Source organism: Puniceibacterium confluentis (assembly GCF_007923445.1).
GTDB classification, from domain to species: domain Bacteria; phylum Pseudomonadota; class Alphaproteobacteria; order Rhodobacterales; family Rhodobacteraceae; genus Puniceibacterium; species Puniceibacterium confluentis.
The window spans coordinates 383,897-409,015 of sequence record NZ_VOJI01000001.1 but is presented as its reverse complement, the minus strand read 5'-3'; the positions used below and the strand labels follow the sequence as shown (position 1 = coordinate 409,015).

The window sequence follows — 25,119 nt, the reverse complement described above, 5'->3', positions numbered from 1 at the left end:
CAGCCCCCCTGTGCCGACGGACCCCGCCCGAGAACGGGTTGGTATGATCCGGCGGCCGCGACACGTCGGGGCGTGTTCAGGACACAGGCCGCCTCACCCGGTAGACCGCCAGGTACAGTGCGGGCACAAACACCAGCGTCACCACCGTGCCGGCAATGATCCCGCCCATCATCGCATACGCCATCGGCCCCCAGAAGATCTGTCGCGAGATCGGAATCAGCGCAAGGCTTGCCGCGGCCGCCGTCAGCAGGATCGGCCGGGCCCGGCTGTCCGAGGCGGTGAACACCGCGTCCCAGGCCGACAGGCCGTGAACCGAGATCTGCACTTCGATTTCGTGGACCAGAATGATCGAATTGCGGATCAGGATGCCGATCAGCGCCAGCACCCCCAGAATGGCCACAAACCCCAGCGGCGCGCCCGAGGGCAACAGCGCCGCCACCACTCCGATCAGCCCCAGCGGCGCCGCTGCAAACACCACCAGCGCCCGGCGGAAGCTCTGCATCTGCGCCATCACCAGAAACGCCATGATCAGCATCATCAGCGGCACCACGGCGGCAATCGGCGCCTGGGAATCCGCACTGGATTCGACCGTTCCGCCGACCTCGACGCTGTAGCCGAGGGGCAATTGGGCGTTGAATTCGGCCACCTGGGCCGCCAGCGCATTGACGATGGTGGCAGGCTGGTCGGCGGTGGTTATCGCCGCCTTGATGGTGATTGTCGGGCGGCGGTTTTCCTGGCGGATCACCGGCTGTTCGGTGTCGTAGCCAAACACCGCGATCGACGAGAGCGGCACCGGCACGCCACCGGGTCCGCCCAGTTGCAGGTTGGTCAGCCCTTCGATCGAGGACCGCATGTCCCGAGAACCGCGCGCGATCAGGTCTATCAGATAGGTGCCGTCGCGCAGTTCCGTCACCGAGGTCCCGTCATAAATGCCGTTCAGCGCCGACGCGATGTCACGCGAGGTCAGCCCCAGCAACCGCACCCGATCCTGCACGATGTCGACCCGTACAACCCGCGACGGTTCGTTCCAGTCCAGCACGATGTTGTCGGTTCGGGCGTCGGTTGCCACCAGTGCGGCCATGTTCCGGGCGGTATCGCGCAACACGTCCAGATCCGGCCCGGTGACGCGGTATTGCACCGGCCGGCCCACGGGCGGTCCGATTTCCAGCAGCTTGACGAAGATATCTACACCCGGAAACGATTCTGCGGCAAAGGTCGTCAACTTTTGCCGCAGCCGGTTGCGGCCTTCGATTCCGGTTGTCTGGATCACGATCTGGCCGGTGTTCGGTCCCGGCGTCGGCACATCGAACGACAGCAGGAACCGCGGCGCCCCCCGACCGACGTAGGAGGTCCAGAACTTCACATCCTCATCATCCGTCAGCGCCTGTTCGAAACGGTCCATCGTGGCGCGGGTTTCCGCGATCGACACATTCTGCTGCAGGGTCAGATCCACCACGATTTCCGGGCGGTCCGACGACGGGAAAAACTGGTTCTCGACAAACTGCATCGCCCAGACCGACGCGCCGAACACCACCAGCGTTGCCGCGATGGTCAGCCAGCGGAACCGCATCGCGCCCCGCAGCACGGCGTGGAACATCCGCCGGATGCGCCCCGGCTCGGCATGGGCATGGGCGATGTTTTCCTTGAGCAGCGTCACCCCGATCAAGGGGGCGAACAGCACCGCCACCACCCAGGACACGATCAGCGCAACGGCAATCACCACAAACAGCGAAAAGGTGAATTCGCCCGCAGCCGAGTTGTTCAGCCCGATGGGAATGAAGCCGGCCACGGTGACCAAAGTGCCCGACAACATCGGAAACGCGATGGAGGTCCAGGCAAACGAGGCCGCCTTGGGCAGCGATTCCCCCATCTCCAGACGCGAGATCATCGTCTCGATGGCGATCATTGCGTCGTCGACCAGAAGACCCAGGGCGATGATCAGCGCGCCGAGCGAAATCCGTTGCAGGGTGAAGCCTGCATAGTTCATCACCACAAAGGTGATCGCCAGCACCAGCGGAATGGTCAGGGTCACGACCAGCCCGGCGCGCACGCCAAGACTGACAAAGCTCACGGCCAGAACGATCAGCACCGCTTCGATCAGCGCCTGGACAAAGTGGCCGACGGCCTCGTCCACCACTTCGGGCTGATCCGCGACATGATGCACGCCGATCCCCAGCGGCAAGGCCTGTTCGACCTGCTGCATGACCCCCGACAGATGTTCGCCGAACGTCACGATGTTGGCTCCAGAACGCATCCCGATGGACAGACCGACCGCCTCGCGCCCGTTATAGCGGAACAGTTCGGCCGGCGGATCCTCGTAGCCCAGGGTCACGGTGGCGACGTCGGTGAGGCGGAAGAATTCGTCGCCGACCCGCAGGTTCACATCTGACAGGCTTTGCACTGTGTCAAAGCCACCGCCGATGCGCACCAGCACCCTTTCCGGCCCGGCGTCGATCTCGCCCGACGGCAGGATGGCGTTCTGTGCAGCAAGGGTCGCGCTCACATCGGCCTGGCTGACGCCCAGCGCCGCCAGCCGGTCGGTCGAGTATTCAAGGTAGACCACCTGATCGCGGGTGCCGAAAATCTCGACCTTGCCGGCATCGTCCAGCCCCTGCACGGCGCGGCGCGCCTGTTCGACATAATCGCGCACCTCGCGCGGAGAGTAGCCGTCGGAAGTGAAGGCATAGATGTTGCCGTAGACATCTCCGAAATTGTCGTTGAACTGGAAGCCGGCAAATTCCGCGGGAAAATCGCCGCGGATGTCGGCCATCATGTTGCGGATCAGTTGCCACAGACGCGGCAGATCCCCGGCCTTGGTGGTATCCAGCAGATCGACATAGACAATCGAGACGCCGGGGCGGGTGATCGACCGGGTCTTGTTCAGTTCGTCCAGATCCTCGAGCTTCTTCTCGATCCGGTCGGTGACCTGGTGCAGCGTCTCTTCGACCGACGCACCGGGCAGGCTGGCCGAAATGATCATCGTCTTGATCGCAAAGTTCGGGTCTTCCTCGCGGCCGATGCTGACATAGGACAGCGCCCCGGCCAGCAGGCTGACGATCATCAGGAACCAGACGAACGACCGGTGCTTGAGCGCCCAGTCGGACAGGTTGAATCGGTTCATTGGTTGGCCCCCGGCAGCTGCCGCGCGGCGATGCGCGGTCCGACGGTCTGGCCGTCCTCAATGGAATTCACGCCGCGAATGACAATTTCGTCGCCGTCCGCGACCCCCTGCAGAATCACCACACGCCCGCCGGCCCGCGGCCCGGTCACGACTGTCACGCGGCTGACCTGACGGCTGTCGCCGTCGACCCGCCAGACGGCAGGCGGTTCGGCCCCGTCGATCAGCGCGGTGACCGGCAGAGTGGTGAGCGCGCCGCGCCCTGATTGCAGCGTCACATTGACCAGCGCGCCCAGCCGGAACCCCGCGTTGGCGTCGCTCGCCAGCGTCAGATGCGCCGCCCGGGTCCGGGTCGCGCGGGCCGACAGCGGGTCGATGCGGGTCAGGGTCGCCTGCGTCGTGACCTCGGGATTGGACAGCAGTCGCACGTCGAACACCGCCTCGGCCACCATCCCCGCCGCGTCCTCTTCGCTGAGGGCAATGATCACTTCCAGCTTGTCGGTTGACGACAGGCGCATCACCGCTTCGCCCGCCGACAGGATGGCACCGGGTTCGGCGCTGACAGACGTGATCACCCCCGCCATCGGCGCGCTGAGATCGGCATGGTCGCGGGCGTCGCGGGCGCGGGCCTCGGCGGCGCGGGCCTGCTCCATCGCCGCTTCTGCCGCAGCCAGGTCGTTGCGGGCGGACTGCATGGCCATCTCACTGCCAACGCCACGGCTGGCCAGTTGCTCGGCGCGTTCAAAGGCATCCTGTGCCGTCTGAAGACCGGCTTTGGCAATGGTGACGCCCGCTTCGGCCGATCGCAATTCGGCCTCGAGGTCGGATGCATCCAGCCGCGCCAGCACGTCGCCTTTCCTGACAATGTCACCGGTGTCCACGGTCCGTTCCGCCAGCGTCCCCAGCCGCAGGAACCCCAGATCAAGGTCGGAGGAGGCGGCAACGCTGCCCACCCAGCTCGAGGCCAGCCCGGACTGCGGCGCGACGCGCTCTGACACCACCGGGCGGGGCCGCTGGCCTGCCGCGACCGTGTCGCCGGGTTCATCGGCAAAGGCCGGAGTCAGTGCGGCCAGCACCAGCGTCATCGCAATCGCCACAGGGTTCATTTCGTTTCCTCCACGATGCGGACAACCCGCCCGGGATACAGCAGCTGCGTGCCCTGCCGCACCACGGTCTCGCCCGAGGCCACCCCGTCATTCAGCAGGATTTCACCGCTGGTGTAACGCCGGATCGAGATCTGACGCAGGCTGACAGTGCTGGTATCGGGATCGACCACCCAGACGGCCGGTCCATCCTTGGTCGCCGAAATCGCCGACCACGGCAGCGAGATATGTTCGCCTTCGCCGAGACCGGTGCGGCCCCGCACTGCGTCGCCATAGCTCAGCCCGGGCAGATCCGCGTCCAGCGCCACCTTGACCGCAACCGTGCCGCTGGCCGGATCCACTATCGGCGAGATTTCCGAGACCTGCCCGGTCACCGTGATTTCGGGGCGATCCACGGGAGAAAGCGTGATCACCGGATTCGGGGCGGCCTCGTCGGTGAGCACGGATTCCGGCACGTCGAACACAGCCTCATAACCCTGCCCCTGCGCCAGTTCGAAGACCGGCTGCGCCGCGCCAACCACCTGCCCCGGTTCGGCCAGCCGCCGGATCACGGTGGCATTCTGCGGCGCCAGCAGGACAGTGTCGGCCAGCGCGTCGCGCGCCTGTTCCAGCGCGGCCTCGGCCTGGGCCCGCCGCGCCACGGCAGCGGCAAGGCGGTCGGCGGCGGCATCCCGCGCCGCGCGCGTGGTCGCGCCGCGCTGGAACAGTTCGGCCTGCCGGGTGTCGTCGTCACGGGCGGTGGCAAACTCGGCGCTGGTGGCCGCGAGCTGCGCCTCGGCGCTGCGCAGCGCCTGTTCCTGCTGAACCCGGTCGATCCGGGCCAGCGTGTCACCCGCAGCCACCCGGTCACCGTCATCCACCATCATTTCGGCAATGCGGCCACCGGTCGGAAAGGACGCGCTGAGCGTTTCCGGCGCCATCAACTCTCCGGTCAGGGACAGCACCCGGACTGTGCCTGCGCTTTCCGCCCGGATCACCGTCACGGCCAGCGGCGCTTCGCCCCATGCCGGGGTCTGCGCCGCGCCCAGAAGGATGGCAAGACAGAGACTGCGGCCTGCGGTTGAGGTCTTTCGCATGGCAGCACTCCCTTTTGAGGTGACGCAGGAGGCCGCAGCCAACTGAACCGAACGGTTCACCTGCTAGCGGAATCCCGCCGGGGGATCAAGAGAAGTGTCGCAGGACATACCGGAATGACACGACGTCACGGGTCGGAGCCGCCCACCCTGCCCGGCCGATACCGAGGACGACCGGCGGAACACCAGCCGCCGGGACCCGTGCAGCCGATTGCATACGTCGGAAGCACGGTCCCGACGCCTTCGCGCGCAAGTTTCAACTGGTGCGGTTGTTCTGGCGGGAAAAGATCGGTCCGCGGAAGGATCACCTCCCGCGGACCGTGCGATCGTTATTTGTTAGCGTCCATCGCGTCGAGACGGGCCTTCAGGGCCATGTTCTCTTCGCGTGCCTTCTGCGCCATTGCGCGGACGGCGTCGAATTCCTCGCGGGTGACAAAATCACGGTCTGCCAACCACCGGTCCAGCATCGATTTCATCGCTGTCTGCGCCTCTTCCCGCGCGCCCTGCGCCACGCCCATGGCGTTGGTCATCAGTTGCGAGATATCGTCAAAAACCTTGTTGCGTGTCTGCATGGGACTCTCCGCCGTTACATCTGTTGTCTATATGGGCCTGTGTCACACTGGTCACAAGTCCGCCAGCTGGTTGACTTCCCAGCACCGCCAGAGGCAATTAGCTGCAAATGAGCACCGGTATCCCCTTCCCGCCCCTATCGCCCGAACTGTTTTCGATCTCGCTGTTCGGGATGGACTTTGCCCTGCGCTGGTATGCGCTGGCCTATATTGCAGGTATTCTGATTGCCTGGCGGCTGGCGGTTGTCGCTGTCAGGCGCAGCACGCTCTGGCCTGAGTCCACGCCACCAATGGCTCCGGCACGGGTCGAGGATTTTCTGACCTGGATCATCCTCGGGGTGATTCTGGGCGGCCGCCTCGGATTCGCGCTGTTCTACGAGCCCGGCTATTACCTCAGCAATCCGTTGCAGATCCTGAAAATCTGGCAGGGCGGCATGTCGTTCCACGGCGGCATGATCGGGGTCACTCTGGCAGCACTGGTCTATTGCCTGCGCAACGCTCTGCCGCTGCTGTCCACGGCCGACCTGATGGCGCTGGCGACGCCACCGGGGCTGTTGCTGGGTCGGATGGCGAATTTTGTGAATGCCGAACTCTGGGGCCGACCGACCACGCTGCCCTGGGGCGTGATCTTTCCCGGCGATGCCGCACAGGCCTGCGGCCAGGCCGTCGGGCAACTCTGTGCCCGCCACCCCTCGCAGTTGTACGAGGCGGCGCTGGAAGGGCTGTTGCTGGGCGCGGTGTTGCTGTGGCTGGCGTTCCGCAGCGAGGCGTTGCGACGCCCGGGCCTGCTCACCGGCGTTTTCGGGCTGGGCTATGGCCTTGCACGATTCAGCGTCGAATTTGTGCGCCAGCCGGATGCGCAGTTCGTGACCCCCGGCAATCCGCTGGGACTGGCATGGCAACTGGGCGGCCAAGGCCTGACGATGGGGCAGATCCTGTCGCTGCCGATGATCCTGCTGGGTGTGGTGCTGATCATACGGGCGCGGCGCGCCCGGTGACAGCCCTGCGCGACATCCTTGTGGCGCAGATCGCCGCGCAGGGGCCGCTGACCATCGCTCAGTACATGACCGCCTGCCTGCTGCACCCGGAGCACGGCTATTACACCACCCGCGAGCCGCTTGGCGCGGCCGGGGATTTTACCACCGCCCCGGAAATCAGCCAGATGTTCGGCGAGATGATCGGCCTGGCGCTGGCGCAGTCCTGGCTGGATCAGGGCGCGCCCGGCCTGATCACACTGGCGGAACTGGGTCCGGGTCGTGGCACGCTGATGGCCGATATCCTGCGCGCCACCGCAGGGGTTCCCGGATTTCACAGCGCCGCGCGGCTGCATCTGGTCGAGGTGTCCCCCGTCCTGCGCGCCCGGCAGGCCGCGGCTCTGGGCGCGTTTGATCCCGTCTGGCACGACAGTGTCGAAGCTCTGCCGGAAGACGCACCGCTATTTCTGGTTGCCAACGAGTTTTTCGATGCCCTGCCGGTGCGCCAGTTTCTGCGCGACGGTCGGGGCTGGCGCGAACGGGTCGTCGGCCTGCGGGACGGCGCACTGGCCTTTGGCCAGACCGACGCCCTGCCGGATTCAGCGCTCGCGCATCGACTGGCCGACACCCGGGATGGCGATCTGGTCGAAACCTGCGCCCCGGCCGCAACGATTGCGGCGGCCCTCGGCGCCCGCATCGCGTCACACGGCGGACTGGCGCTTGTTGCGGATTACGGCGATTGGCGCAGTCTCGGGGACACGTTTCAGGCGGTGCAGGGGCACGCCACCGCCGACCCACTTGCGGCCCCCGGTCTCGCCGACCTGACCGCCCACGTGGATTTCGAGGCACTGGCCCGTGCCGCCCCCTGCGCGCACACCCGGATGGCGCCTCAGGGCGAACTGCTGGAACGGCTGGGAATCACGGCGCGGGCGCAGGCTCTGGCCACAAAGTTGGGTGGAGAGGCGCTCAACAGCCATGTCGCGGCACATCGCCGGTTGACCCACCCCGATGAAATGGGGACGTTGTTCAAGATGCTTGGCCTCTTCCCCCACAGTGCACCGACACCCCCCGGATTTTTGAATGACACTTGAAATCATCACCGCAGACAGTCTGGCCCCGCTGCGCCACGGCTTTTTCACCCGCAGAGGCGGCGCGTCGTCCGGCGTCTTTGCCGGGCTGAACTGCGGCACCGGGTCGTCAGACCAGACCGAAATCGTGGCCATCAACCGCACCCGCGTCGCCGAAGCGATGGATGTGGCGACCAGCCATCTGGTCGGCGTGCACCAGGTCCATTCGGCGGATGTTGTCGAGATCAGCCAACCGAGCGAGGACAGACCCCGGGCCGACGCCATGGTGACCAGAACCACCGGCATCGCGCTGGGGGTGCTGACCGCCGACTGCCAGCCCGTGCTGTTCGCGGATGCGCATAACGGCGTCATCGGTGCTGCTCATGCGGGCTGGCGCGGGGCGCTGGACGGGGTGCTCGAGAGGACCATCGACGCGATGGAGTCTCTGGGCGCCGAGCGTGACCGGATCGCGGCGGTGATCGGCCCGTCCATCAGCCAGCGCGCCTATGAAGTCGGGCCCGAATTCTTCGACACATTCCTGTCCGAAGATCCGCAGAACGCCCGGTTCTTTGCCAATGGCACCGGAGACCGGCTGCATTTCGATCTGCCCGGTTTCGGGTTGCACCGGCTGCGCCTTGCCGGGGTCGCGGCGGAATGGACGCGGCATTGCACCTATTCCGACCCGGACCGGTTCTACTCTTACCGCCGCACCACGCATGACCAGCAAGCCGACTACGGCCGCCTGATCTCTGTCATCCGGCTCTGAACGCCGGTTGTCGGCCGCAGGTCCGCGCGACAATCCCGCCGTCCGGGGCGGAGTGTTGCGCATGACGTGTTGGTCACAGAAGATGGCGGGCGTGCCACGGGTCTTGCCCCGATTGTTCTCGGTCCATGTGAAATCCGAGGAATAACCCGGAATTGTCCCAAACCTGCCCCATTCCTGCGTGATCCTGACCTCAAGGCGGCCCCGCACTCCGGACGCGCTGCCAGAGTCAGAGCACGAGAATGAGGAACACCGCCATGCCGTTGAAACGCCGCTTTATCGCATCCGTCATCCGGACCAGCACCACACTCGGCAACACCGCTTTACCGTGGGAACGCGGCGCGCCGCGCGCCGCCATGTGTGCCCGTCGCCGGGCCGCCCCCCGACCCCAGTTGCGGCGCAATCGCGCCTGACCCCCTCCGGCCACCGGACCGCCCTGGTTATTGGATCACCGTGATTCGGCCAATTGTGGCAGTCCGGTCGCCGAAGCGACAACAATCTCACGCCGCTGAACGGATTGGTGACCAGACGGTCTCCAGTCCGTTTCGAATTTTGACAGACCCGTCTCATTGCGTCCAAAACGTGTCCAACGAAGACGCAACAGTCCTTCTGTCGTTGTTGGTGGGGGCCAACACGGATGTGACCAACCCTAAGGTGGATCACATGGCCAGCCTCCAGCACGACGCCCTGAGCGTACGCGAATCCGTTTCTCTTCCGGTCCAGAAGGACCGGTTTGCTCGCACTGACGTGCGGCCTCGGCGCAATCTTTCTCTCATGCGCAAATACGAGGCCGCCGCGTTGCTGCCCGATCTCACCGTCACCATGGCGACCCACGTCGCGCCAGCCATTCCGCTGTTCGAGGATGCCACCTGCGCGTTTGCCCGCGGCACCCTGATCCAGACCGTGCGCGGCCCGGTCGCGATCGAGGATCTGCTGCCCGGAGACTACGTCGAGACCCCGCTGGGACCGCAGCCGGTGATGTGGATCGGGTCCACAACCTATGTCCCCGGTACCGTTGACGATGCGACCAGCCTGACCAGCCTGACCCGCGTCACCGGCGACGCCTTTGGCATGGCCTGCCCGCAAAGCGATCTGCTGGTGGGTCCGGCCGCGCGCATGGTTGTGCGGCGCGAAAAGTTCAAGACGCTGATCGGGCTCGAGGCGGTACTGGCCCCGGTGCGCGACTACGCCGACGGCGACCGGATCTTTGATGTGAGCCCCGGAGGCGCGGTGCAGATGTACCATCTCATGCTGCCCCGCCACAGCACGATGCGCGTCGGCAGCGTCGAAATGGAGAGCTATCACCCCGGCAAAGGCATCGGCGCGAAAATGGGCTTCAACACGCGGCAGCTGTTCCAGTCGCTGTTCCCGAACATCGAAACTGTCGAGGATTTTGGCGATCTGGCAATGCCACGCACCACCCGCGACGTGATCGACAGCCTGACTCTGCGCTAGGGCCACCGGTGGCAGGGAATCCGTCGCAATGATTCGGGCAGTCGATCCCCCGGACCGTCGGGTTCCGGTTCGCCCGGGACCGCCCTGCCCGGCAACTTGACGCTGCTTGACGCGACGCTCAGGCGGTCACGCGGTCCGGCTCAGCCGTTCCTCCAGAACGTCGAACGGCACTCCGGGCTCATCCTTGGCGCCGCGGATCACCAGAGACGTCTTGACGCTGCCGACATTCGGCGCGGTCAGCAGCTGGCCGGTCAGAAATGACTGGAATGTGCTCAGATCCGGGGCGACACACTTCAGGATGAAATCCACCTCGCCGTTCAGCATGTGGCATTCGCGCACCAGCGGCCAGGCCCGGCACCGGTTCTCGAACGCGGAAAGATCGCTTTCGGCCTGACTTTGCAGGCCCACCATCGCAAAAACCTGCACTTCGAACCCCAGCTCGCGGGGGTCGACATCGGCATGATAGCCACGGATGAATCCCTGCTCTTCGAGGGTCCGCACCCGGCGCAGACAGGGCGGCGCGGATATGCCCACTCTCTTGGCGAGCTCCACGTTGGTCATGCGGCCGTCGGCCTGCAGTTCGGACAGAATCTTGCGGTCAATCGGATCAAGCCTGTGTGCCGGCATGCCCATACCCCTTGCCTTTTTTCGTTTGTTATCACACAACCCCGGGCCCGCGCAATTATATTTCACAATTGCGCAAGGTTCTTAACCGCCGAAAGCATCCGGTCCCGGATACTCACGGGGTCGTGTCCCGGGTTTGCGCCCACTCCGCCCTGCGCGTATATGCAAAGACTGAACAGGATACGCAACCATTCGCGAAGGGGCCAATTGATGTCCGATACACGCCATACCAAGGTTCTGATCATCGGATCGGGCCCGGCCGGCTATACTGCAGGTGTCTATGCCAGCCGTGCCATGCTCTCGCCCATTCTGGTGCAGGGGATCGAGCCGGGCGGACAGCTGACCACCACCACCGAAGTCGAGAACTGGCCGGGCGACACCGAAGTGCAGGGCCCGGACCTGATGATTCGGATGGAGTCCCACGCCCGCGCCATGGGGACCGAAATCATCGGTGACATCATCACCTCGCTCGACATGGACAGCCGCCCCTTTGTGGCGCAATCCGACAGCGGCACGGTCTACACCGCGGACGCGGTGATCCTTGCCACCGGCGCCCGGGCGAAATGGCTGGGCCTGCCGTCGGAAGAAAAGTTCAAGGGCTTTGGCGTCTCGGCCTGCGCGACCTGTGACGGCTTTTTCTACCGCGGTCAGGAAATCGTGGTGATCGGCGGCGGCAACACCGCGGTGGAAGAGGCATTGTTCCTCACCAACTTTGCGTCCAAAGTCACGCTGATCCACCGCCGGGACGAACTGCGCGCCGAAAAGATCCTGCAGAACCGGCTGTTGAAGAATCCCAAGATCGAAACCCTGTGGTTCCACGAATTGGCCGAGGTGGTCGGCACGGAATCGCCCCTGGGCGTGGAAGGCGTGCGCGCCCGCAACGTGAAGACCGGCGAGATCACCGAGATTGCCGCCAAGGGGGTGTTTGTCGCCATTGGCCACGCACCGGCAAACGAACTGGTCAAGGACAGGCTCGAAACCCACATGGGTGGCTATGTCGTGACCAAACCGGACAGCACCGCGACGTCGGTTCCGGGCATCTTTGCCGCCGGTGACCTCACCGACCACAAATACCGCCAGGCCGTGACTTCGGCTGGCATGGGGTGCATGGCCGCACTGGAAGCCGAACGCTGGCTGGCCGAGCAGGATCTGGACGCGGGCAAGGATGAAACCCTGCCACTGGGGTACGGCGCACCGGTCGACGCGCTGAACTGACCGGCACGCAGAGCGTCCGGGCGGCAGGCCGACGCAGGGTCGGCACCAAGGTCACCGGGGCCGGTTTCCAAGCCGATAACACCGTTGGCAACGGCCCCGCATCAGGGCCGTTGCCAGGGCAGCTGTCTGGCCGTCGCTACTGCATCCCGGGCAGTTTGGCATCGGTGGTGAACAGGTAATCCGGCCCCGCCCCCTGATGGCAGGCAATACAGCCCGCATCCGCGCCCTTGCCGACCAGTCCGGCCAGCGCCATGTCGTTGGGGCTGCGGTCCAGAGTCCCGTCCGGCAGATACTTTGCATAAAACCAGTTGCCGGTATCATCGTCATAGCCCGGTTCGCGCTGGAACATCACCGTGACCGCGCCCAGGTGCCCCGCCGGATCGCCAAGGACCTCGTCCACCGTGACTCCTGCCGGACCGTAGTTGCGCTTGACCACAAGCGCCCCCAGATGATCCTCGATTTCAGCGGTCAGGTAGAATGTCTCGAGCATCATGCCGTGCGGGTCGGTGCCCGCATAGGGAAAGGCCATGATCGCCCCGTCCCCGACCAGCCCCCTGTCCTGCATCGCGTTCCAGAGCAGGGCCGCATAAGCCACGTCCGGCTCCGAACCAAAGACCGCGTCCTGCGCCAGCCCCGGACCCGCCGCCAGCATTGCGGCCGCAAGTGTCGCACAGATACCTTTCTTCATGATAAATCTCCCCGTTGATGACCAAGGAGTCATGCCTTGATCGCCCGCGGCAGAATAACACGGGACCGGCCGATCACCGGTCACACCGGATCACGACCCTGTGGCCGGACCACGGCGCCGCTCTGCGGCATGCAAAAGGCCCCCGGCGGAACCGGGGGCCCTGGAATCCGTAATCAAAGCCGGCGTCAGTGCACGGTGACGGGGGCCAGATCATTCTGGATCGCCAGCGAAAACGCCAGGCCACGATTGGCCACCAGCGCCAGCCGCTCACCGTCGGCGCGATGCACGGCATAGAGGATTTCAAGCGCATCGTCCTCGACCTGCTCCTGCACCTCTGCGGGCAGGTCAGAGATCAGTACGGGCCGCACATAGACCAGACGCTCTTCGTTCAGGCCGTCGAAATTATAACTCGTATTCATCGCCTTACCCCTTTCTGATCTGTATCGTCTGCACCACCGTCTCGGGACGAGATAGGGTGAGATCGACATGCAGCAAGCCATTCTCGATAACCGCCTCTCCGACCTCGACGCCGTCAGCAAGCACGAACGAGCGCTGGAACTGTCGCGCCGCGATGCCGCGATGCAGAAACACACGTTCGGCGATTTCGTCGCGGCTGCGTCCGCGGATCACCAACTGCCGGTCCTCGACCGTGATCGACAGGTCAGCCTCGGAAAAGCCGGCGACAGCGAGTGTGATGCGGTAGGCATCGGTTGCCGTCTGTTCGATGTTGAAAGGCGGATAGCCTTCGTTGCCGGTCTTGGCCGTGCGTTCAAGAAGACGCTCCAGCTGCTCGAACCCCAGCATATGGGGATGTGACCCCAGTGTCAGTTTGCTCATCGACACGTCCTCTTGCACAAGCGACAGTCTGCGAAGGTCCCGTTATGGCAACCCTGCCCGTCAAATATGGGAACTGGGCCGCGGCAACGCAAGGGCTTTGCGTGTGCAGCACGAATCGCTATTCTGGGCCTCTGACAGTCAAGGGATACAGATCTGCCATGAACGCACCCGGCGAAATCTCGATGAAAACCGACGATGTCCTCCGGGTCGAGCTTGAGGTGTTCCGCCGCGAGCACCAGGACCTGGACGATGCCATCCGCGCCCTGCAGGACCGGGGCACGGCAGATCAGCTGACATTGCAGCGTCTGAAAAAGAAAAAACTGTATCTCAAGGACAAGATCGCCCTGATCGAAGACCGGCTGTTGCCGGACATCATTGCCTGAGACCGCTGCGCGCCGACCCGGCGCCGGTCCGGACGGCCACCGTCTGAATTCGAGTATTTGAAAAGAGAAGAAACAGCATGGCCCGCGCCAGCGCGGAGCGGCGCGCGACCGGAGGCTGCGGGTCTGGCGCAAAGGTTCGGCGAACCGCAGGGTTCGACGGGTGTCGCGATCCGGGTGCCACCCTGCATTGCCCTTGCCCTCCATATGCATATAGTGCGCACGCGCGGTCCCGGAGGATGTGAATGACGCAGGAACAGGTCGAGGTGGGAATCATCATGGGCAGCCAGTCCGACTGGCCCACGATGAAAGAAGCTGTTGATATGCTGGAGGCTCTGGACATCGCGCACGAGGTCCGGATCGTTTCGGCCCATCGCACACCGGACCGGCTGTGGGACTATGGCAGGACCGCGGTGGACCGCGGCCTGCAGGTGATCATCGCCGGGGCCGGCGGGGCGGCACACCTGCCCGGCATGATGGCGTCGAAGACCCGCATTCCGGTGATCGGTGTACCGGTGCAGACCCGGGCGCTGTCCGGGGTCGACAGTCTGTATTCGATCCTTCAGATGCCGCGCGGATTTCCAGTTGCAACCATGGCCATCGGCGCCGCCGGGGCGGCGAATGCGGGCCTGATGGCGGCGGGCATCCTTGCGCTTCGGGATCCCGCTCTCGCCGGTCGGCTGGAGCAGTGGCGCGCGGAACTCTCGGCCTCGATACCCGACGCACCTGACCGCACGCTTTCGGCCGAGAGCCGCTGATTTTCCCCGTACCGGCAGTCCACGTACCGCCAGCCCCCGAACTGCTAGCCGATGAGATCTTGCTGACATGACCAAACCCCTTCCCTCCGGTTCTACCATCGGCATCATCGGCGGCGGCCAGTTGGGCCGCATGTTGTCGGTCGCGGCCGCCCGTCTGGGCTATCGCTGCCATGTCTTTGACCCCGGCGCCCTGCCCCCGGCGGGCGACACCGCCCATGCCGTCACCACCGCCGCCTATGACGATCAGACCGCGTTGCGCAGATTTGCCGAATCCGTCGACGTCATCACCTATGAATTCGAGAACATCCCGACCGAGGCGCTGGATCTGTTGCAGGATCTGCGCCCGATCCATCCGGGGCGCGAGGCGCTGCGGATCAGCCAGGACCGACTGACGGAAAAGGCGTTTCTTCGGGGATTGTCGCTGAAGGTGGCGCCCTATGCCGACATCCCGGATGCCACGGCGCTGGACGCGGCGCTGGCGGAGATCGGCACCCCGGCGATCCTGAAGACCCGCCGCTTTGGCTATGACGGCAAGGGCCAGGCCCGCATCCAGAGCCCGGCCGATTCGGCTGCGGCCTGGGCCGATCTGCACGGCACCGCGCTGATCCTCGAAGGGTTCATCGACTTCAGCCACGAAGTGTCGGTCATCGCCGCGCGCGGTCTTGACGGATCGGTCGCCTGCTTTGATCCGGGTGAGAACGTCCACCGCGACGGCATTCTGCGCACCACAACCGTGCCCGCGCGGCTGAGCCCGGCGCAGCGCAGCGACGCCATCCTGATCGCCGCGCAGATCCTGAACGCGCTCGACTATGTCGGTGTGCTCGGGGTCGAGCTGTTTGTGACCCCGCAAGGTCTCGTGGTCAACGAGATCGCGCCGCGGGTGCATAACTCCGGGCATTGGACACAGAATGGCTGTGCCGTCGACCAGTTCGAGCAGCACATCCGCGCCATCACCGGCTGGCCGCTGGGGGATGGTGCGCGTCATTCCGATGTGCGGATGGAAAACCTGATCGGGGATGACCTCGATCGCCTGCCCGAGCTTGCAGGCGCCCGGCATGCCGCCCTGCATCTCTATGGCAAGACCGAAGTGAAACCCGGGCGCAAGATGGGCCATGTGAACCACGTCCTTCCGGGCTGAGGTCCGGCCGGGCGCGGCTGGTCAGCCCAGAAACCGTGCCGCCACGGCGCCGGACAAATAGGCCATCTGCCCCGCCACAAGGGTGGCGACCACCCGGCGGGTCGCGGCGTCCAGGACCACCAGATCCGCCCGCAGGCCGGTTTCCAGCCGCCCACGGTCTGTCAGTCCCAGCACCCGGGCGGGCCCCTGCGACACCAGAGCCCAGGCCGTCGCGGCATCGCAGATCCCAAGCTCTTCGAGCCGCCAGGCGGCACGGGCGGGTGAGGGATAGTGGTAATCCGATGCCAGCGCATCGACGCAGCCCGCCGCAACCAGCTCAAGTGCCGAGGCATTGCCTTTGTGACTGGCACCGCGCACCACATTGGGCGCCCCGAGAACCACCGGCTCGCCGGCCCCGGCAGCCTCTTGCGCCGCCGACAGCGATTCCGGGAATTCCGACACAAGCACGCCGCGCGCCCGCCAGAGCCTGCGCATCTCCGCGTCATGGTCGTCGTGCGATCCCAGCCGCACGCCGCGCGCGGCCAGGCGCGCCGCCAGACCACTCGCCGCCGCCGGCACCTCGCCGCTGCGCGCCTCGAGATCAAGCAGCATGCGGAAATGGTCTTCGGGATTGCGCCCGCCCTTCAGTGCCTGTCCGGTGAGACGCGGCGGGCGGCGACCTTGAGACAAGCGATCGTGTGGCAGGTGGTCGTTGAACACCAGATAGGGAATTGCGAAGCGCGCAACCGCGGCCTCGGCGCGGGCATAGTCATCCAGCAAATGGGTTTCAAGCCGCAGTTGCAGGCGCAGATCCACCGGCACCGACGGCGCCACGGCACTGACGCAGGCAAACACGTGCTCGGCGAAATCCGGGCTGCGCATGCCGCCTTCCCAGCTGAAGAACTGCGCCATGACGGCGGTGGTGATGCCGTTGGACGCCAGTTCCGCGGCACAGGCAATCACTCCGGCCTCGGCTTCGCGCAGCGCGCCACGGCGCGGCGCCATGTGCCGCTCGAACCCGTCGCCGTGGGCATCCACGATTCCCGGCAGCACCAGATATCCCGACAGATCCACCGCCCGTCCCGCCGGTCCGTCGACAATGATGCCGCCCGAAAGCGCCAGCGCGCCGCTGTCCCAGCCGCCGGGGCGCAACACCTGGGCGCCGGTCAGCGTCAGCTCAGTTGTCATCGTCACAAATTCCGATCACGCAGACCATGTCCTGAGCTGAAAACACCGAGGTCCAGTCGAGCTCGGGATCGAAACGACCGGATTCAAGAAACACCAGCACCTGCGCGATCACGCTGGGCGCCTGCATGATGAAGGTGTGGGTGACCGGCATGATGATCTGTGCCGACATGCCGGTGACCTCGGTCGAGGCGACCGACACCTTGCCGTCATCGGCCCCCGGGATCAGTCCGGAAAAAAGTGGGTTGAGCGAGCGCGTGCCCGACACCACCCCCAGTTCGAAATCCACCGGCGGCAGGCGGGCGGGCAGATCCTCGGGTCCGGTGCCCAACTGCTGGCCCGCCGGTCCGTTGAGCCAGGCAAACAGGTCGAGCCCGCCCAGGGCATCCACCAGTTCGCTGCCATGGTTCGGCGGGGCGAGCATCACGACGCGCCCCATGCGCGCGGGACGGTCTTCGCCGAGCCAGGCCCGCAGCAGGATGCCGCCCATCGAGTGCGTGACAAAGTGCACCTGCCGGTCGCCGCACCGCGCCACGGCCTGCGGCAGGGTTTCACGCACCAGGGTCTGAATCGGCGCCGACGTGGAATCATAGCCCGGCACCACCGTGGTGTAGCCGCGCACCGTCAGCACCCGCGCCATCAGCGCAAAGGAATATTCACTGCGTGCCAGGCCGTGAAGCAGGACAACGCAATCCCCCGGCGCCGCCCGGGCAGGGCTGGCCAAAGCGGCACTGAGCAGGGCAATCAGGACAAGAACACGGCGCATCACCGTCAGATACGCCGCTTTTGCGGCCTGAGAAAGAGCAGAACCGGCCCCGGCCGCAAGGTTATCGCCGCCGCTGCGGCACCACAGACAGCGCAACCCCGCCCAGCACAACCACCGCCGCCAGCACGAATGTCAGAGTCGGCACCTCGCCCAGAAACACCAGCCCGCCCATCAGCGCGATCACCGGCACCGTCAACTGCGCCACAGCCGCGACCGAGCGTTCCAGTCGTGGTAGGACGCCGTACCACAACAGATAGCCAAGTGCCGAAGTCACCGCCCCCGATGTGACAGCCAACCCGAGCCCCAGCGGCGCGGCCGCGGTCAGCCCGGAGGCCCCCGCCGTCACCAGCGTCAGCCCCAGCCCGAAGGGGGCGGCCAGGATGAAGTTTGCCGCCGTCGCCGCCAGCGGATCGACCGCGCCGCGCCCGGCCAGTGAATAGATCCCCCAGGCCGCCCCTGCCGCCGCCATCAGCGCGCCGTGCAGCGGGCTGACGCTGACCGCGCCACCGGGCCAGAGCAACCAGACCAGCCCGGCAAAGGCCAGCACCGCGCCGAATGAGCGTTGCGGCAAGGGTTGCTCGCCTCCCAGCAGCGCGCCGGCAAACATGGTAATCTGCACCGCGCCGAACAGGATCAGTGCCCCGATCCCGGCGTCGAGCACCGTATAAGCACTTGAAAAACCGTAGATATACACCAGCAACGACACCACGCCGACGATGTGTCCACGCCCGCCCAACCGCAGCCCGCGCCGCAGCACCAGCGCCAGCAGGGCCAACATCATCGCCCCCGACAGCAGACGCACCGTGCCAAAGGTCAGGGCATCGATTCCTCCCTCCACCAGCGCAAGCCGGTTGAGCAGGGAATTCGCGGCAAAAGCCAGCATGGTCAAGGCGGTGACAAGGATCAGGCGCATGGCGCAACCGATACGCGGCTTTTTCGGCTGCGGAAAGGGCCGTTCTTTTCCTGCAGGTTCAGGGCGCCCGTGCACGGGGCGGGCGCGTCAGCGGTCTGCACCCGACGATTGCACAGCGCATCCAGCCGCCCCCTTACCGCAGGTGCCGGAAAGTGGCAGCGCGTGCAAGACCCGCCACTGCCCGACAAAAAAAGGGGCCGCCCGAAGGCGACCCCTGTCTCTTGATGATGTGGCTGTGATCCTGCCTGCACGCAGACGCGACCTCCGCCACCCACCGCTGTCCTTCCGGACGGCGGCGTTATTACATCATGCCGCCCATGCCGCCCATGTCGGGCATGCCGCCACCGGCGCCTGCGCCGTCCTTCTGCGGACGGTCAGCAACCATCGCTTCGGTGGTGATCAGCAGACCGGCGATCGAGGACGCATCCTCGAGCGCGGTGCGCACAACCTTGGCCGGGTCGATGACACCAAACTTGAACATGTCGCCATATTCGTCGGTCTGGGCGTTGTAGCCGAACTTCAGGTCGTCGCTTTCGCGGATCTTGCCTGCGACGACGGAACCGTCGACACCAGCGTTCTCGGCGATCTGACGCAGCGGCGCTTCGAGCGCCTTGCGCACGATGGCGATACCGGCGTTCTGGTCGCTGTTCGCACCTTCGAGGCCGTTCAGAACCTTTGCGGCCTGGATCAGGGCAACACCGCCACCAACGACGATACCTTCCTGAACCGCAGCGCGAGTTGCGTTCAGGGCGTCATCGACGCGGTCCTTGCGCTCTTTCACTTCGGTTTCGGTCATGCCGCCAACGCGGATGACAGCAACGCCGCCGGCGAGTTTCGCAACACGCTCCTGCAGCTTCTCACGGTCGTAGTCCGACGTGGTCTCTTCGATCTGGTTGCGGATCTGGGCAACGCGTGCCTCGATCTCGGCCTTCTCGCCCGCGCCGTCAATGACGGTGGTCTCGTCCTTGCTGATCGTGACCTTCTTGGCCGAGCCGAGCATGTCCATGGTGACATTCTCGAGCTTCATGCCGAGGTCTTCCGAGATCACCTGGCCGCCGGTCAGGATCGCGATGTCCTGCAGCATGGCCTTGCGACGGTCGCCAAAGCCCGGTGCCTTGACGGCAGCGATCTTGAGGCCGCCACGCAGCTTGTTGACCACGAGGGTCGCCAGCGCTTCGCCTTCGACGTCTTCGGCGATGATCAGCAGCGGCTTCTGCGACTGGATCACCGACTCGAGCAGCGGCACCATCGGCTGCAGCGACGAGAGCTTCTTCTCGTGCAGCAGGATCATGCAGTCTTCAAGCTCTGCAAGCATCTTGTCAGCATTGGTGACAAAGTAGGGGCTCAGGTAGCCACGGTCGAACTGCATGCCTTCGACAACATCGGTCTCGGTCTCGAGGCCTTTGTTCTCTTCGACGGTGATGACACCCTCGTTGCCGACCTTCTGCATCGCATCCGCGATCTGACGGCCGATTTCCGATTCGCCGTTGGCAGAGATCGTGCCGACCTGGGCCACTTCGGCAGAGTCGCTCACCGGGCGGGCAGCCGCCTTGATCGCCTCGACCACTTTGGACGTCGCGAGGTCGATACCGCGCTTGAGGTCCATCGGGTTCATGCCGGCAGCAACCGACTTCATGCCTTCCTTGACGATGGCCTGGGCCAGAACGGTCGCGGTGGTGGTACCGTCGCCCGCTTCGTCATTGGTGCGGGAAGCGACTTCCTTCACCATCTGTGCGCCCATGTTCTCGAACTTGTCTTCCAGTTCGATCTCTTTGGCGACAGACACACCGTCCTTGGTGATGCGCGGCGAGCCGAACGACTTGTCCAGAACCACGTTGCGGCCCTTGGGACCGAGAGTAACCTTCACCGCGTCGGCAAGGATGTTCACACCCTTGAGCATACGCGAACGGGCGTCGGTCGAAAACTTTACGTCTTTTGCAGACATGTGGATTTCTCCTGTAAATCGGTGGTGGGAATCAGCGGACGGAACGGATCAGGCTGCCTTGGCAGCCGCGTCGTCCAGGATGATCCCGAGAATGTCGGATTCTTTCATGATCAGCAGCTCTTCGCCGTTGACCGTGACCTCGGTGCCCGACCACTTGCCGAACAGGATCTTGTCGCCAGCCGAAACAGCCATCTCGATCAGCTCGCCGCTGTCCTTGCGGGCGCCTTCGCCACAAGCAACAACGATACCCTCTGCGGGCTTTTCCTTGGCGCTGTCGGGGATGATGAGACCACCCTTGGTCTTGTCTTCACCTTCGATACGGCGAACCAGCACGCGGTCGTGGAGCGGTTTAAATGCCATCTTCGAGTCTCCTTGGCTCAAAGTTTCTCTTGGCCCCCCGTCGTCGGGCAGGCCGTTAGCACTCACGTCAGTCGAGTGCTAACGGCGCATAGGTATGGAGCGGGACGGAACCTGTCAACACGGGAATTTGCAAAAATTTGCCGTGTCCCGGCTTGTATTCCGGAGGGTGCGACACGTCCCCCGGCCACAGAAGGGGCGGGCAGGGTCACGCCTCGGTCCCAGTCGCGGTATCTGCGCCGACCCGCCTGATCCAACTGCCGTATCCTCGTTCGCCGTGGCAAGATCGCGGGACTCACTCTTCCCAGGATTCGGCCCAATGCACCAATCCGGCCCGCCCGGCCTGCGTCAGCGCATAGATGCCCTTGTCCACCCTCTCGAACCAGCCATAGTGATTCTCTGCCATGATCCGCGTTGCGGGCTTTACCCCCACGGCCTTGGCCACCACGGACCCCTTGCCCGCCCCGTGTTCGGCAAGATACGCCGCACAGCGCAGCGCATCCTGGCGATAGCCGGTGACAATCCCGTAGCGCGTCGCACCGCCGTCATTGGGATCGCCGCGCAGCCGGTCAAAGTCGCGCAGCAGGCGGGCCCGCGCCTTTGGATTGCGCCGTGGCAACGCGCTGCCCGGATCACACAGCACCTCTGTCACGCCGTCCTCCCGCACGGTTATGAATCCCAGACCCAGGCGCCGGCACAGGGCAAGGTTGTCCTTCAACGCCCGCCTGGCCTGCGGCCCTGCGGGACGGGGCACGGCAATGTAGACCAGATCGCTCAGAGCCAGCCGCGCCACCGCCTGGTGAAACAGGGTCAGAGAAATCTTCAGTTTCAATTCGACAATGACCGGCGCCTCGTCGCCGCGACGCGCCACAAGGTCCGCCTTGCCGACCTCGCCCTTCACCTCGTAGCCCTGCCGTTGCAGCAGCGCCTTGACCGGGCCGTACAGTTCACTTTCCCGCTTCATCGGCCCATCCTTGCCCGCCCGCTTGCCGCTGACAAGCGCAGCGCCTAGATAATAGGGTCTGAGCCCGGAGATCCCTCATGCGCCTGCTTGTTCCCCTGTTTCTCTGCCTTGGCCTCGCGACGACGGCAACGGCGCAATGCGCGGGCCAGGACCTTCGAGAGACCCTGACCGACGCCGAGCGCGGCGAACTGCACGCGATTGTCGCCGAAACCGCGTTTCCCGTGGGCAACCGCTGGCGGGCCATGCGCGGCAGCCAGCAGATCGACCTTATCGGCACGGTACATCTGGATGACCCGCGGCTGGATGCGCCCGCCGCCCGGATCGCCCCCGAGATCGGCGCGGCCTCGGCCGTGCTGCTGGAAATGTCCGCAGCGCAGCAGGCCGAACTGACCGCGGCCCTGACCTCGCGTCCTGAAATGCTCCTGCTCACCGACACCACCCTGCCCGAATTGATGGACGAGGCGGCCTGGCAGACGCTGGCCGAGGCAGCGCGGGCCCGCGGTGTCCCGGCAGTCATGGCCGCCAAGTTCCAGCCCTGGTACCTGTCGATGCTGCTGTCGATCCCACCCTGTGCCACCGCCGCGCTGCAACAGGCGCAGGGCCTGGACGGACGGATTTTGGACATCGCGCTGGCGGCGGACGTTCCGACCCAATCGCTTGAATCCTTTGACACCGTGTTCAACCTCTTCAAGGCCGCGCCACTGGAAGAGCAGATCGCGATGATGCAAGCCGCGCTGGTCGCGCCTCAGACCAGCGAAGATCTGTTCGCCACCCTTCTGGCCAGCTATTTCGAAGAGGCCCTGACCGAAAGCTGGCAGGTGTCACGTCTGCTCTCGCGGCGCCTGTCGCCGCTGGACCCCGCCCAAAGCGATGCGATGTTCGCGCAGATGCAGACCGATATGCTCGACAACCGCAACCGCGCCTGGATTCCGGTGATCCTGAAAGCGGTCGAAGAGGGTCCGATCGTCGTCGCCGTCGGCGCGGCCCACCTGCAAGGCGACACCGGACTGTTGAACTTGCTGGAAGCCCGGGGTTTCACCCTTACCCGTCAGCGGTTCTGAGACAGCACCGCACGGCACCCCGGTGCCATGCAGTGCCTGTCCCGCAACGTCAGGCCGCCAGACCGCGCCCGCGCAGCAGGGCCTCGACCCCCGGCATCCGGCCCCGGAACTTTTTGTACAACACCTCGGCATCCTCCGAGCCGCCCGCCGACAGGATGAATTCCTCCAGCTTGCCGGCCATCTCCGGATCAAAGGCCGAGCCCGCCTCCTCGAAGGCGGCAAAGGCGTCGGCGTCCATGACCTCGGACCACATGTAGCTGTAGTAGCCGCTGGAATAGCCGTCGCCGGAAAACACATGCGCAAAATGCGGCGTGGCGTGGCGCATGGTGATCGCTGCGGGCAGGCCGATCCGCGCCAGCACGTCGGCCTGCATCTGCATCGGGTCCGCAGGCGGCGCGCCATCGTGAAACTCCAGGTCCACAAGGGCCGAGGCGACGTATTCCACGGTCGCGAATCCCATGTCGAAATTCGCTGCCTTCAGCACCTTCTCCAACATCGCCTGCGGCATGGCTTCGCCGGTCTCGGCGTGGGTGGCAAATTCCTCAAGCACTTCGGGCACTTCCAGCCAGTGCTCATACAGCTGGCTCGGCAGTTCGACAAAGTCCCGGGCAACCGATGTCCCGGCCACCGACCCAAAGGCCACGTCCGAGAGCATCTGGTGCAGCGCATGACCGAACTCGTGAAACAGGGTGCGCGCATCGTCATAAGACAGCAGCGCAGGCTGGCCTTTCGACGGTCTGGCGAAATTGCACACGTTGATGACGACCGGAGTCTTCACGACGGGGCGCTTCGCCTGGCTGCGCATGGCCGAACACCAGGCACCCGAACGTTTCGACGGCCGTGCAAAGTAGTCGCCGATGAACACCGCCAGATGTTCGCCGTTGCGCCGCACCTCCCAGGCGCGGCAGTCTGGATGATACAGTGCAACGTCCAGGGGCCGGAACTCCAACCCGAACAGACGGGTCGCGCAGGTGAACGCCGCCTCGATCATCTTCTCCAACTGCAGGTAGGGCTTGAGCTCCGCCTCATCGAGGTCGTGTTCCGCCTTGCGGCGCTTTTCCGCATAATACCGCCAGTCCCAGGCCTGGAGCGGACCATTCACGCCGTCCGCCTGCATCATGGCTTCCATGACCCCGGCGTCGGCCAGTGCCTGTGCCCGCGCCGGCGCCCAGACCTGCATCAGCAGGTCGCGCACCCGGTCCGGGCTGCCCGCCATCTCGGTTTCGAGCTTGTACTGCGCGAACGAGCGATACCCCAGCAACGCGGCCCGCTCGGCACGCAGCGCCAGAACCTCGGCGGCAATGCCGGTGTTGTCGGTCTCGCCCCCGTTTTCGCCCCGCGCCACCCAGGCGCGCCACGCGATCTCGCGCAGATCGCGCCGCGCCGAGAATTGCAGAAACGGCACGATCAGCGACCGGCTCAGCGTGATGACCGGTCCCTCCGCGCCCAGATCTTCGCCGGCGGCCCGCGCCGACGCGCGCACAAACTCCGGCAAACCGTCCAGATCGCTTTCGGTCAGCGCCATGTGCCAGCCTGCCTCGTCCGCCAGCAGGTTCTGGGTGAACTGCGTGCCCAGCACCGCCAGCCGCGACTTGACCTCGGCCATCCGCTCCGCCTCTGCACCGGTCAACGCCGCCCCGGCCCGCACGAACCCCCGATGCGTCAGCATCAGGACCCGCGCCTCTTCCGCTGTCAGGTCCAGCGTGTCGCGCCGGTCCCACAGATCCCGGACCCGGGCGAACAGCACGGCATTGCCATAGATCGCCGTGGAATGCGCCGCGAGCTTTGGCGAAAACTGCCGCTGAAGCTCCTGCCGCGCCGGATTGCTGTCCGCCCCGGCCACGGAAAAGAACACCGCCAGCACCTTGTCCAGCGCCGCCCCTGCCCCTTCCATCCTCTCGATGGTGTTGGCAAAGGTCGCAGGCTCCGGGTTGTCGGCAATCGCGCTGATTTCGTCCAGATGCGCGGCCAGAGCCACGTCAAAGGCGGGCGCGAAGTCCTCATCGGAAATGGCATCGAACGGCGCCAGCCCGAACGGCGTGTCCCAGTCGGCAAGCAACGGATTTGTCATGAAAGCTCTCCTTTGGCCCATAGCTAGGCCGCCGGACCCCGCCTTACAATCGCCGGGTGCCACCCCTGGCGTCTTCGGGGCAGAAATATCCCCGCCGGAGGCGTTGGCACAGCCCC

Annotated in this window: 25 protein-coding genes; 9 read left to right on the top strand and 16 right to left on the bottom strand. The window is 65.3% G+C overall.

From position 1 onward, the window contains the following. Positions 1–76: 76 nt before the first annotated feature. From FOY53_RS01930 to FOY53_RS01915, 4 genes are all read right to left on the bottom strand, one after another. Positions 77–3,121 carry an efflux RND transporter permease subunit gene (locus tag FOY53_RS01930; RefSeq protein WP_146585116.1) on the bottom strand — a complete coding sequence of 1,015 codons (3,045 nt, stop codon included), beginning with the start codon at positions 3,119–3,121 and terminating at the stop codon, positions 77–79. Then, positions 3,118–4,224, bottom strand: a complete 1,107-nt coding sequence (locus FOY53_RS01925; protein ID WP_146585114.1) for an efflux RND transporter periplasmic adaptor subunit — start codon at positions 4,222–4,224, stop codon at positions 3,118–3,120. The genes FOY53_RS01930 and FOY53_RS01925 overlap by 4 nt, the downstream gene beginning before the upstream one ends. Continuing rightward, positions 4,221–5,297: an efflux RND transporter periplasmic adaptor subunit gene (locus FOY53_RS01920; protein ID WP_146585112.1), complete on the bottom strand. Its 1,077-nt coding sequence runs from the start codon at positions 5,295–5,297 to the stop codon at positions 4,221–4,223. The genes FOY53_RS01925 and FOY53_RS01920 overlap by 4 nt, the downstream gene beginning before the upstream one ends. A 326-nt stretch (positions 5,298–5,623) precedes the next feature. Further along, positions 5,624–5,866 (bottom strand): accessory factor UbiK family protein, encoded by a 243-nt coding sequence (locus tag FOY53_RS01915; RefSeq protein ID WP_146585110.1) that lies wholly within the window; start codon positions 5,864–5,866, stop codon positions 5,624–5,626. Between the two features lie 107 nt (positions 5,867–5,973). Here FOY53_RS01915 and lgt point away from each other — a divergent pair, with 107 nt between their 5' ends. Genes lgt through pgeF form a run of 3 tightly spaced genes read left to right on the top strand, consistent with a single transcriptional unit; the run spans position 5,974 to position 8,670 of the window. Beyond that, entirely contained in the window at positions 5,974–6,861 is an 888-nt protein-coding gene (gene lgt / locus FOY53_RS01910; RefSeq protein ID WP_146585108.1) for a prolipoprotein diacylglyceryl transferase, read from the top strand. Continuing rightward, entirely contained in the window at positions 6,858–7,928 is a 1,071-nt protein-coding gene (locus FOY53_RS01905; protein WP_186766481.1) for a class I SAM-dependent methyltransferase, read from the top strand. Before lgt ends, FOY53_RS01905 begins: the two co-directional genes overlap by 4 nt. After that, on the top strand, positions 7,918–8,670 hold the full coding sequence (gene pgeF / locus FOY53_RS01900) for a peptidoglycan editing factor PgeF (RefSeq protein ID WP_146585103.1): 753 nt from the start codon (positions 7,918–7,920) through the stop codon (positions 8,668–8,670). Before FOY53_RS01905 ends, pgeF begins: the two co-directional genes overlap by 11 nt. A 226-nt stretch (positions 8,671–8,896) precedes the next feature. Here pgeF and FOY53_RS23920 read toward each other — a convergent pair whose 3' ends face one another. Beyond that, positions 8,897–9,025, bottom strand: a complete 129-nt coding sequence (locus tag FOY53_RS23920) for a hypothetical protein (RefSeq protein ID WP_281289539.1) — start codon at positions 9,023–9,025, stop codon at positions 8,897–8,899. Positions 9,026–9,249: 224 nt separating this feature from the next. Between FOY53_RS23920 and FOY53_RS01895 the strand changes: the two genes are divergently transcribed. After that, complete coding sequence (locus tag FOY53_RS01895) at positions 9,250–10,122, top strand: Hint domain-containing protein (RefSeq protein WP_246107242.1); 873 nt, start codon at positions 9,250–9,252, stop codon at positions 10,120–10,122. A gap of 126 nt (positions 10,123–10,248) precedes the next feature. Here FOY53_RS01895 and FOY53_RS01890 read toward each other — a convergent pair whose 3' ends face one another. After that, positions 10,249–10,749, bottom strand: coding sequence for an Lrp/AsnC family transcriptional regulator (locus FOY53_RS01890; protein WP_146585101.1), 501 nt, complete (start codon positions 10,747–10,749; stop codon positions 10,249–10,251). Between the two features lie 207 nt (positions 10,750–10,956). Between FOY53_RS01890 and trxB the strand changes: the two genes are divergently transcribed. Continuing rightward, positions 10,957–11,961: a thioredoxin-disulfide reductase gene (gene trxB / locus FOY53_RS01885; protein ID WP_146585099.1), complete on the top strand. Its 1,005-nt coding sequence runs from the start codon at positions 10,957–10,959 to the stop codon at positions 11,959–11,961. Positions 11,962–12,097: 136 nt separating this feature from the next. On the opposite strand, the gene FOY53_RS01880 is transcribed toward trxB, so the two are convergent. The 3 genes from FOY53_RS01880 to FOY53_RS01870 form a co-directional block, all read right to left on the bottom strand. Beyond that, positions 12,098–12,649 (bottom strand): hypothetical protein, encoded by a 552-nt coding sequence (locus FOY53_RS01880; RefSeq protein ID WP_146585097.1) that lies wholly within the window; start codon positions 12,647–12,649, stop codon positions 12,098–12,100. A gap of 185 nt (positions 12,650–12,834) precedes the next feature. Further along, the gene (locus FOY53_RS01875) at positions 12,835–13,068 is read right to left on the bottom strand and encodes a DUF1150 family protein (RefSeq protein WP_146585095.1); all 234 of its coding nucleotides are present in this window, start codon (positions 13,066–13,068) and stop codon (positions 12,835–12,837) included. Positions 13,069–13,072: 4 nt separating this feature from the next. Then, entirely contained in the window at positions 13,073–13,486 is a 414-nt protein-coding gene (locus FOY53_RS01870; RefSeq protein ID WP_146585093.1) for an Hsp20 family protein, read from the bottom strand. A gap of 158 nt (positions 13,487–13,644) precedes the next feature. Here FOY53_RS01870 and FOY53_RS01865 point away from each other — a divergent pair, with 158 nt between their 5' ends. The 3 genes from FOY53_RS01865 (at position 13,645) to FOY53_RS01855 (ending at position 15,762) form a co-directional block, all read left to right on the top strand. Beyond that, the gene (locus FOY53_RS01865; RefSeq protein ID WP_146585091.1) at positions 13,645–13,869 is read left to right on the top strand and encodes a YdcH family protein; all 225 of its coding nucleotides are present in this window, start codon (positions 13,645–13,647) and stop codon (positions 13,867–13,869) included. Positions 13,870–14,111: 242 nt separating this feature from the next. After that, positions 14,112–14,624, top strand: coding sequence for a 5-(carboxyamino)imidazole ribonucleotide mutase (gene purE / locus FOY53_RS01860; protein WP_146585089.1), 513 nt, complete (start codon positions 14,112–14,114; stop codon positions 14,622–14,624). Positions 14,625–14,691: 67 nt separating this feature from the next. Then, positions 14,692–15,762 carry a 5-(carboxyamino)imidazole ribonucleotide synthase gene (locus FOY53_RS01855; protein ID WP_146585087.1) on the top strand — a complete coding sequence of 357 codons (1,071 nt, stop codon included), beginning with the start codon at positions 14,692–14,694 and terminating at the stop codon, positions 15,760–15,762. A gap of 21 nt (positions 15,763–15,783) precedes the next feature. On the opposite strand, the gene FOY53_RS01850 is transcribed toward FOY53_RS01855, so the two are convergent. The 6 genes from FOY53_RS01850 to FOY53_RS01825 all read right to left on the bottom strand — a co-directional run bounded on the left by FOY53_RS01850 (position 15,784) and on the right by FOY53_RS01825 (position 21,871). Continuing rightward, positions 15,784–16,929, bottom strand: coding sequence for an alpha-D-ribose 1-methylphosphonate 5-triphosphate diphosphatase (locus FOY53_RS01850; protein WP_146585431.1), 1,146 nt, complete (start codon positions 16,927–16,929; stop codon positions 15,784–15,786). Continuing rightward, positions 16,919–17,692 (bottom strand): esterase/lipase family protein, encoded by a 774-nt coding sequence (locus FOY53_RS01845; RefSeq protein ID WP_146585085.1) that lies wholly within the window; start codon positions 17,690–17,692, stop codon positions 16,919–16,921. The genes FOY53_RS01850 and FOY53_RS01845 overlap by 11 nt, the downstream gene beginning before the upstream one ends. 61 nt (positions 17,693–17,753) lie before the next feature. Beyond that, entirely contained in the window at positions 17,754–18,605 is an 852-nt protein-coding gene (locus tag FOY53_RS01840) for a DMT family transporter (protein WP_146585083.1), read from the bottom strand. A gap of 301 nt (positions 18,606–18,906) precedes the next feature. Further along, the gene (gene groL / locus FOY53_RS01835) at positions 18,907–20,550 is read right to left on the bottom strand and encodes a chaperonin GroEL (RefSeq protein ID WP_146585081.1); all 1,644 of its coding nucleotides are present in this window, start codon (positions 20,548–20,550) and stop codon (positions 18,907–18,909) included. Between the two features lie 48 nt (positions 20,551–20,598). Then, a complete protein-coding gene (locus FOY53_RS01830; protein ID WP_146585079.1) occupies positions 20,599–20,910 on the bottom strand; it encodes a co-chaperone GroES in 312 nt (103 codons plus the stop codon). A gap of 292 nt (positions 20,911–21,202) precedes the next feature. Then, on the bottom strand, positions 21,203–21,871 hold the full coding sequence (locus FOY53_RS01825) for a DUF2161 domain-containing phosphodiesterase (protein WP_146585077.1): 669 nt from the start codon (positions 21,869–21,871) through the stop codon (positions 21,203–21,205). A gap of 77 nt (positions 21,872–21,948) precedes the next feature. Here FOY53_RS01825 and FOY53_RS01820 point away from each other — a divergent pair, with 77 nt between their 5' ends. Next, on the top strand, positions 21,949–22,932 hold the full coding sequence (locus FOY53_RS01820) for a TraB/GumN family protein (RefSeq protein WP_146585075.1): 984 nt from the start codon (positions 21,949–21,951) through the stop codon (positions 22,930–22,932). Between the two features lie 49 nt (positions 22,933–22,981). Here FOY53_RS01820 and FOY53_RS01815 read toward each other — a convergent pair whose 3' ends face one another. Continuing rightward, positions 22,982–25,003: a M3 family metallopeptidase gene (locus FOY53_RS01815; RefSeq protein WP_146585073.1), complete on the bottom strand. Its 2,022-nt coding sequence runs from the start codon at positions 25,001–25,003 to the stop codon at positions 22,982–22,984. Between the last annotated feature and the right edge of the window lie 116 nt (positions 25,004–25,119).

What these genes read in the sequence shown, in the direction of transcription:
- FOY53_RS01830 (WP_146585079.1), bottom strand. Translation starts at nt 20,910, where the DNA reads ATGGCATTTAAACCGCTCCACGACCGCGTGCTGGTTCGCCGTATCGAA.
- FOY53_RS01815 (WP_146585073.1), bottom strand. Translation starts at nt 25,003, where the DNA reads ATGACAAATCCGTTGCTTGCCGACTGGGACACGCCGTTCGGGCTGGCG.
- FOY53_RS01850 (WP_146585431.1), bottom strand. Translation starts at nt 16,929, where the DNA reads ATGACAACTGAGCTGACGCTGACCGGCGCCCAGGTGTTGCGCCCCGGC.
- FOY53_RS23920 (WP_281289539.1), bottom strand. Translation starts at nt 9,025, where the DNA reads ATGGCGGCGCGCGGCGCGCCGCGTTCCCACGGTAAAGCGGTGTTGCCG.
- FOY53_RS01880 (WP_146585097.1), bottom strand. Translation starts at nt 12,649, where the DNA reads ATGAAGAAAGGTATCTGTGCGACACTTGCGGCCGCAATGCTGGCGGCG.
- FOY53_RS01920 (WP_146585112.1), bottom strand. Translation starts at nt 5,297, where the DNA reads ATGCGAAAGACCTCAACCGCAGGCCGCAGTCTCTGTCTTGCCATCCTT.
- groL (WP_146585081.1), bottom strand. Translation starts at nt 20,550, where the DNA reads ATGTCTGCAAAAGACGTAAAGTTTTCGACCGACGCCCGTTCGCGTATG.
- FOY53_RS01875 (WP_146585095.1), bottom strand. Translation starts at nt 13,068, where the DNA reads ATGAATACGAGTTATAATTTCGACGGCCTGAACGAAGAGCGTCTGGTC.
- FOY53_RS01825 (WP_146585077.1), bottom strand. Translation starts at nt 21,871, where the DNA reads ATGAAGCGGGAAAGTGAACTGTACGGCCCGGTCAAGGCGCTGCTGCAA.
- purE (WP_146585089.1), top strand. Translation starts at nt 14,112, where the DNA reads ATGACGCAGGAACAGGTCGAGGTGGGAATCATCATGGGCAGCCAGTCC.
- FOY53_RS01925 (WP_146585114.1), bottom strand. Translation starts at nt 4,224, where the DNA reads ATGAACCCTGTGGCGATTGCGATGACGCTGGTGCTGGCCGCACTGACT.
- FOY53_RS01890 (WP_146585101.1), bottom strand. Translation starts at nt 10,749, where the DNA reads ATGCCGGCACACAGGCTTGATCCGATTGACCGCAAGATTCTGTCCGAA.
- pgeF (WP_146585103.1), top strand. Translation starts at nt 7,918, where the DNA reads ATGACACTTGAAATCATCACCGCAGACAGTCTGGCCCCGCTGCGCCAC.
- FOY53_RS01930 (WP_146585116.1), bottom strand. Translation starts at nt 3,121, where the DNA reads ATGAACCGATTCAACCTGTCCGACTGGGCGCTCAAGCACCGGTCGTTC.
- FOY53_RS01820 (WP_146585075.1), top strand. Translation starts at nt 21,949, where the DNA reads ATGCGCCTGCTTGTTCCCCTGTTTCTCTGCCTTGGCCTCGCGACGACG.
- FOY53_RS01840 (WP_146585083.1), bottom strand. Translation starts at nt 18,605, where the DNA reads ATGCGCCTGATCCTTGTCACCGCCTTGACCATGCTGGCTTTTGCCGCG.
- trxB (WP_146585099.1), top strand. Translation starts at nt 10,957, where the DNA reads ATGTCCGATACACGCCATACCAAGGTTCTGATCATCGGATCGGGCCCG.
- FOY53_RS01870 (WP_146585093.1), bottom strand. Translation starts at nt 13,486, where the DNA reads ATGAGCAAACTGACACTGGGGTCACATCCCCATATGCTGGGGTTCGAG.
- FOY53_RS01855 (WP_146585087.1), top strand. Translation starts at nt 14,692, where the DNA reads ATGACCAAACCCCTTCCCTCCGGTTCTACCATCGGCATCATCGGCGGC.
- lgt (WP_146585108.1), top strand. Translation starts at nt 5,974, where the DNA reads ATGAGCACCGGTATCCCCTTCCCGCCCCTATCGCCCGAACTGTTTTCG.
- FOY53_RS01865 (WP_146585091.1), top strand. Translation starts at nt 13,645, where the DNA reads ATGAACGCACCCGGCGAAATCTCGATGAAAACCGACGATGTCCTCCGG.
- FOY53_RS01915 (WP_146585110.1), bottom strand. Translation starts at nt 5,866, where the DNA reads ATGCAGACACGCAACAAGGTTTTTGACGATATCTCGCAACTGATGACC.
- FOY53_RS01845 (WP_146585085.1), bottom strand. Translation starts at nt 17,692, where the DNA reads ATGCGCCGTGTTCTTGTCCTGATTGCCCTGCTCAGTGCCGCTTTGGCC.